5 protein-coding genes are annotated in these 6,813 nt (G+C 39.1%); 1 reads left to right on the top strand and 4 read right to left on the bottom strand.

Going from position 1 to position 6,813, the window contains the following annotated elements; translation table 11 throughout:
• Positions 1 to 1,230 precede the first annotated feature (1,230 nt).
• Positions 1,231 to 2,463 (bottom strand): tyrosine--tRNA ligase, encoded by a 1,233-nt coding sequence (gene tyrS / locus CF596_RS08250; protein ID WP_171324918.1) that lies wholly within the window; start codon positions 2,461 to 2,463, stop codon positions 1,231 to 1,233.
• A gap of 63 nt (positions 2,464 to 2,526) precedes the next feature.
• Here tyrS and CF596_RS08245 point away from each other — a divergent pair, with 63 nt between their 5' ends.
• On the top strand, positions 2,527 to 3,654 hold the full coding sequence (locus tag CF596_RS08245) for an anhydro-N-acetylmuramic acid kinase (RefSeq protein WP_004969740.1): 1,128 nt from the start codon (positions 2,527 to 2,529) through the stop codon (positions 3,652 to 3,654).
• Between the two features lie 128 nt (positions 3,655 to 3,782).
• Here CF596_RS08245 and erpA read toward each other — a convergent pair whose 3' ends face one another.
• The 3 genes from erpA to CF596_RS08230 form a co-directional block, all read right to left on the bottom strand.
• On the bottom strand, positions 3,783 to 4,118 hold the full coding sequence (gene erpA / locus CF596_RS08240; protein WP_004969742.1) for an iron-sulfur cluster insertion protein ErpA: 336 nt from the start codon (positions 4,116 to 4,118) through the stop codon (positions 3,783 to 3,785).
• Between the two features lie 133 nt (positions 4,119 to 4,251).
• On the bottom strand, positions 4,252 to 5,259 hold the full coding sequence (locus CF596_RS08235) for a putative solute-binding protein (RefSeq protein WP_096902041.1): 1,008 nt from the start codon (positions 5,257 to 5,259) through the stop codon (positions 4,252 to 4,254).
• A gap of 183 nt (positions 5,260 to 5,442) precedes the next feature.
• A complete protein-coding gene (locus CF596_RS08230; protein WP_096902039.1) occupies positions 5,443 to 6,453 on the bottom strand; it encodes a putative solute-binding protein in 1,011 nt (336 codons plus the stop codon).
• Between the last annotated feature and the right edge of the window lie 360 nt (positions 6,454 to 6,813).

Here is a 6,813-nt window from a genome sequence, read left to right as displayed (position 1 = left end):
CTGGCTCATCAATTTTCTGACTTAAATTTCGCTCAAATAAACTTCGAGTAATTTAAACCAATCAATCAATGAAAATAATTTCGATTAATCAACCAGTAAAAATCCACACAAGTTGTTCTTCATAATCTCTTAATGATCTCAATTTCTACCTCGTCAGTAGAAATTTTAACGCAAAACTCTTCTAATAACCTAACCCTGTAAGCTAAGTTCGTAGGCTGTTTCGCGTCGGGATGAGTGCATTCTAGGGGATTTCAAAATCTTTGCAAGCCCTAAATTAGAATATTTTTCACGTATGTATTTTTTTTCTACAAAATTGCTTGGTTTTTTAATTTTTTAGCTATTTTTTCATCAAATTTTAATAAAAACTCACATCTACAAAATACAAAGAATGTTTTTATCCATATTTTTGTGGACTCAAATCAGTCAAATTTTTCATGCTGTAATCAACGATTGCCAATGTATACGATTCTTTTCGTCTTTCGACATCTAAAAAATTTTACATTTCAGTTAAAAATTCTTTTGCATGGTCCCAAATCACATTCGTACATACGGCGTATATTTATCATTGATTTTATACCCGTGTGGTGGTTTTACCGCTAATTAAAAGTTGGTGTTCAGCAAATGTGGATCGACCCATCTATATGCACCGCTTACAAGAGGTTTTACTTATAAATGTAGCCTTAAAATTCAAATCAGGTTTTAAAACTTCAATAGACTTCTTGTGTTAGTCAAGTTTTAAATAGCTGAAAGCTATATTTTATCAGGTTTTAGCCAATTCAAAAATTAGATAAACTATACTTTCGCAAGAGGCCTAATAATATTTTATAAAACAAAGAGAAGGAGCTTTACATTTTACCTTTAGATATAAACCACAACAAAACCAAAGGCAAAAAAAAGAAAGAGATCTCTCCCAAAATCTCTCCCTCGGAGTTGAATCTATATGCGATCCATATATCGTTATTATAGTTATACGAAAAAAAGAGTCCCTTGGGGAAGGGACTTGTAAATTGTGGAGCTATCGTTATAAGTACCCTCTAGATCTGTTTTGTACACTGTGTCTAGATGGGTGAATCTTATACATAACTGAGCAAAATTGCAAGATATTTGGCAAAATTTAAGTGTTGTTTTTATAAGGTTTTTTTTGAATTTGCTTATTGATATAATAAATATACCAAACAAAAAATAAAAGCAGACCGAAGCCTGCTTTTATTTCAATCACTTAGAATAGACCTAGTCCGTGAATGTGACTTTGGCAATTGCTTTTTTACCTGCCTGAATAATGTGTGTTGCATTTTCTTTGACCGAAAAACTCGCATCGACTACATTCCAATCTACTTTCACTGCGCCACGCGCCACAGCATCTTTGGCTTGTGCGGCATTTTTAGTTAAACCCGCAGCACGTACAATAGAAGCAATAAATAATTCACCACCAAAGTCAGCACGCGAAATCGTTACTTCTGGCGTACCTTCAGGTAATTCACCTTCAGTAATGATATTACCCGCACCTTTATGGGCATTGGCTGCGGCTTCGCTGCCATGAAAACGTTCAACCAATTCGAGTGCCAAAATCTTTTTGATTTCTTGAGGATTCCGACCTTCTGCCATTTCTTTGAGCAACACTTCAATTTCATCCATCGACTTGAAGCTGAGTAATTCAAAATAGCGCTCAATCAGACTATCTGGCATCGACAAGACTTTTTGATACATCGCACCCGGTGCATCAAACACGCCAATATAGTTGCCTAAAGATTTAGACATTTTATTCACGCCATCTAAACCTTCAAGAATTGGCACAGTAATACAAACCTGAGCTTCCTGATCATAACGACCTTGCAAGGTACGTCCCATCAATAAGTTAAAAGTCTGGTCTGTACCGCCCAACTCTACATCGGCGCGTAATGCCACCGAGTCATAACCTTGTACCAGCGGATACAAAAATTCGTGAATCGCAATTGGTTGCTGATTGTTATAACGCTTGGTGAAGTCATCACGTTCTAACATACGCGCTACGGTTTGCTGCGATGCCAATTGAATTAAATCTGCTGCAGTTTTCGTTGCAAACCATTCTGAGTTAAACACCACTTTGGTTTTATTTGGATCAAGAATTTTAAAAACTTGTTCCTGATAAGTTTTGGCATTTTCTAAGACTTTTTCACGTGACAACGGCGGACGTGTTGCACTTTTACCCGTTGGGTCACCAATCATGGCGGTGTAATCGCCAATCAAGAAAAAGACTTCGTGACCTAAGTCTTGGAATACTTTTAATTTATTGATTAATACCGTATGCCCCAAGTGTAAATCAGGTGCAGTCGGGTCAAACCCCGCCTTAATTTTTAAAGGACGATTCTCTTTTAATTTCTTTAGAAGATCTTCTTCAGAAATAATTTCATGCGTGCCTCGTTGAATGAGAGCAAGTTGTTCTTCAGCCGACAGGAAATTTGACATCACGAAATCCAAACACATCAGTTATTCAATTTGTGCGATATACTAACACTTTTTCAGCATATTGCAGGCTATAGAATAACCATGACAGCGATCTATATTGGGGTAATGACGGGCACAAGCATGGATGGTGTCGATCTTGTTGCTGCTTCTTTTGATCCACTGCAACTCCACGCTACCCTGACTTTGCCGTTTGATCCCGATTTACGCGACGAACTTATGGCACTGACTTTGCCAGGTGACAATGAAATTGACCGCATGGGTAAGGCAGATGTGGCTTTAGCCACCATGATTGGACATGGTATTAACAGCCTGATTGAAAAAAATAAACTGGATAAATCTCAAATTAAAGCGATTGGTTCGCATGGTCAAACCATTCGTCATCGTCCTGAACATGCTTTTACTTTACAAATTGGTGATCCGAACATCATCACCGAAATTACTCAAATTCCTGTAATTTCAGATTTTCGTCGTCGTGACATGGCTGCAGGTGGACAAGGTGCGCCTTTGGTGCCCGCGTTCCATCAAAATTTATTCCAACATCCCAGTATCCATCGGGTAATTTTAAATTTAGGTGGTATTGCCAATGTCAGTTTGTTGCCCGCAGGACAGCCTGAAGCAGTGTCAGGTTTTGACACTGGACCTGCCAATATTTTAATGGATGCTTGGTGTGAGCGTTACACAGGACAACCATATGATGAAAATGGCAATTGGGCGGCGTATGGTCATCCGATTCGCAGCTTGTTAGACCGTTTGCAAGCGCATGCTTTTTTCTCTAAAGAACCACCCAAAAGTACAGGGCGCGAAGACTTTAACTTGGAATGGTTAGATGAACAGGTTGCCGATTGGCGTAATGATGTGGAATATGACGAGCTAGAAGATAATCCTGAAAATATTCAGGCGACTTTATTAAAGCTCACCACCCGCGCGATTAAAAAAGCCATTTATCGTTCAGGCATGGATACAGGTGAAGTCTATGTGTGTGGCGGTGGTGCCTATAATTCTTATTTGCTCGAACAATTACGTTGGCGTTTGCGTAAACATCAATGGACAGTACAAAGCACAGCCGATTTAGGATTAAACCCGACATGGGTCGAAGCTACCGCCTTTGCTTGGTTAGCGATGCGTTTTTGTCAGCAATTAAGTGGCAATTTACCTGCGGTCACAGGGGCAAAAGGTGATCGTATTTTAGGTACCATGACTTTGGTTTAAGTTTACTCTTTTAAACCAAACCATGAACAAAAAAGCCTTTCCTATTCTATATAGGAAAGGCTTTGATCATTTTGAGCGCATCAATCTACTTTTTCAGATGCTGATACTCAAAAATATTTAAATTTCACTTAGATTGAGAATGAAGAACCACAACCGCAAGTCGTAGTTGCATTCGGGTTTTGTACCACAAAACGCGAACCTTCCAAGCCTTCAATATAGTCCACGACCGAGCCAACTAAATATTGATAGCTGAGCGAATCGACCAGCATTTTTACATCGCCATTCACAAATTCTGCATCATCTTCATTTTGGCTTTCTGCAAAGTTAAAGCCATAAGAAAAGCCTGAACAACCGCCACCCGTCACATATACACGTAGCATTAAGTCTTGATTACCTTCACTGTCACGCAATTGGCGAACTTTTTTAGCAGCGTTGTCGGTGAGCTCAAGTGCTTGGGCATTCATGATGGATTTTCCTCAGGTACAATTCAGATGTCTTTTCTGCAAAAAGACCGCTTATCAAGTATAGCATACTCAATATTGGGACAGTGATGCAGAATTAAAGTGAATTCTGAGTATTTACCTCAAGATTCTCCAATTATTTGTAATTTTCGTCCTGCAAACCACATTCAAAATTGGTTGGCGCTTGTTTACAACGGAATTGCCATAATAATTTCATCATGCGTTTGTCATAAACACCACGTTTGGTTAAGTCAATCCGCGATTCACGCATCATTTTCTGATAACCCGGTTGATCTGCTGCAGGCACTTGCATCCAATATTTTGCTGGAATATCAGCTTTCATTTTACCCAGAATACCAAAGGCACGTGGTAACTGCCCTTTCACCCAATCACGTGATTTTTGACCAAATCCTGCAGGGAATTTATCAGGACGGATAATAATATTGCCCGTGACTTGTAAAATTGGATAATTCACAATTGCACCTTTAGTACCTAAACCTTTATGGAGTTCCAAAGGGCGGAATACCGCAGCGGGCGCACCAATAATATCAACCTGACCATTGTTAAATTTACTGCCAAAATTGGTGACATCGGCACTTACTGCTTGCGCACCAATTTGCTGTACCATAATTTTTTGCGCTTGGTCATAATCTAAAACCGCAATTTTTTTTCCTGCAGCTTTCGCGACACTATTAATACTGCGGTCATTCACCATCAAAAAGGCATCACCCACGGGAATGACACCTGCAACTTCATACTGACCATTGCGCATATATTTGGCAAAAGCAGGACTCGCCAAACCTTGCATGACTTTGACTGCCAGTTTTAAATCTGGAATCGCGCCAATTGCATCCAATGAGCCTGTAAAATGGTTAAATTGACGACCACGCATGCCCGTCACACTAATACCATCACATTTTCCTGCTTTAAAATCTTCTGCAATCACGCCTTCGTTTTGACCTACGCGTAACTCAATCTCTGCACCCCAGTTTTTGGCCGCCAATTGATAGTCTTGCATTAAGTTATAGACATCACCATTTTTACCGACCAAGTCGAATACACAGACCACTTGTTTGGCCTGCACTGTACTGGCGGCTAAAGACAAGCCTGCACCAAATAATAAAGCATTCGTCCATTGTTTCATTTTCTAGTTCCTTCTTTTATTTGTTTTTCTGCGCACAGTTGATCTAAACTTCAATTTAGTATCACTGTTCTTCTTATCAAGCTAAGATTAACGAATTTTAATCTCTGGCTGATATGGCTCAATTGACAAATCTTTCAATATAAAAAAACCTAGAATTTTCTAGGTTTATTATTAAAAATCAATCTATTCACCACCCAGTGAACATTCAAAATTGGTTTTTTCGACAGAACAACGAGCACGTTTTAACACACTCATCATAGCAGGGTCATAAATGCCGCGTTTGGTCATATCCATACGTCCATCACGTAGCATTTTTTGATATTTGGTTTTATCTTCTGCGCTCAGGTTCATTTTATATTTGGCTGGAATTTCACCTTCTAAACGATTAATCATACTCATCGCTTTAGGTAGGTTTTTTACAAACCAATCACGTGATTTTTGCCCAAAACCTACAGGAAATTGTTCAGGACGAATCACAAAGTCAGCTGTCACTTGCAACACAGGGAAATTAAACATTGCCCCGTTATTGCCTAAACCTTTATAAATTTCTAAAGGTTTATAAGCATAAGCAGGCGCACCAACCATATCTACCTGACCATTATTGAACTTGGCCACAAAGTTAGACACATCTGAAATTACGGCTTGCGCGCCTACACGCTGCACCATAATTTTTTGTGCATCGTCATAGCCCAATACCGCAAACTTTTTCCCTGCTGCTTTTTCAATCGAGCTGATGTTCTTGTCGCGCACAAAAATAAAGGCCGAACCTAAAGGTGAAATACCCGCAACTTCATATTTCTTGCCACCTAAATTGGTAACCATTTTCGCTGCATTACGTTGATCTAAAGCAAAGCTGATGGCACGTTGTGCAATGACATTACTTGGTGCGCCACCCAATGCATCAATTGAACCTGCAAATTTATTGTACTGACGGGCACGCATGGCGGTCATAAATACCCCATCACATTTACCCGCCTTAAAATCATTGTCTGCGACCGCTTCATCTTGACGCGGAATTAAATTAACTTCTGCACCCCAGCCTTTTGCAGCCAAGGCCCACTCTTGTGCCATTTGAAATGATTCGCCAGACTTACCCAGTAAGTCAAAGACACACACATCTACTTTTGCTGCCTGCACCTGCGCGCTGAAACCGATTGCAGCCAAAGTGGTAAGGGTTGCTAGTGTTTTTTTCATTGTTACGATCCTTCTACACATTTTTTTATTTTTGAGTGTCCCTACACGGAATAAATATTAAGCAAGTTCAAATTAAAAAAATAGAGCATTTACTCAAATTTCGTCTGTCAATTCTGCCAAAACTTATACTGCCTTATTTAAGCTATCACTTTGATTCCATAATTCACATATATTTTATAGATTTAGATTAAAATCAAATCGTTTACAACATGCACGTCTTTTGCGCTTGTTTACAAAGTTATAAAAAATTTTGTTGCTGCAACGTAGTTTTTAAGCATCACAAAAGAGATTTTTCGCAAATCACAAATAAAACTAGGCTTATTTTTGTTTTCTAGCGGGCTTACATTAGAATATGCCCAA

The organism is Acinetobacter sp. YT-02 (genome assembly GCF_002412355.1).
GTDB lineage: Bacteria > Pseudomonadota > Gammaproteobacteria > Pseudomonadales > Moraxellaceae > Acinetobacter > Acinetobacter towneri.
This window is presented reverse-complemented; position numbering and strand designations above follow the sequence as displayed.

Bases quoted from the DNA above. Each gene is read 5' to 3' on its own strand.
- tyrS (WP_171324918.1), bottom strand. From the start codon at position 2,463: ATGTGTTTGGATTTCGTGATGTCAAATTTCCTGTCGGCTGAAGAACAA.
- CF596_RS08245 (WP_004969740.1), top strand. From the start codon at position 2,527: ATGACAGCGATCTATATTGGGGTAATGACGGGCACAAGCATGGATGGT.
- erpA (WP_004969742.1), bottom strand. From the start codon at position 4,118: ATGAATGCCCAAGCACTTGAGCTCACCGACAACGCTGCTAAAAAAGTT.
- CF596_RS08235 (WP_096902041.1), bottom strand. From the start codon at position 5,259: ATGAAACAATGGACGAATGCTTTATTATTTGGTGCAGGCTTGTCTTTA.
- CF596_RS08230 (WP_096902039.1), bottom strand. From the start codon at position 6,453: ATGAAAAAAACACTAGCAACCCTTACCACTTTGGCTGCAATCGGTTTC.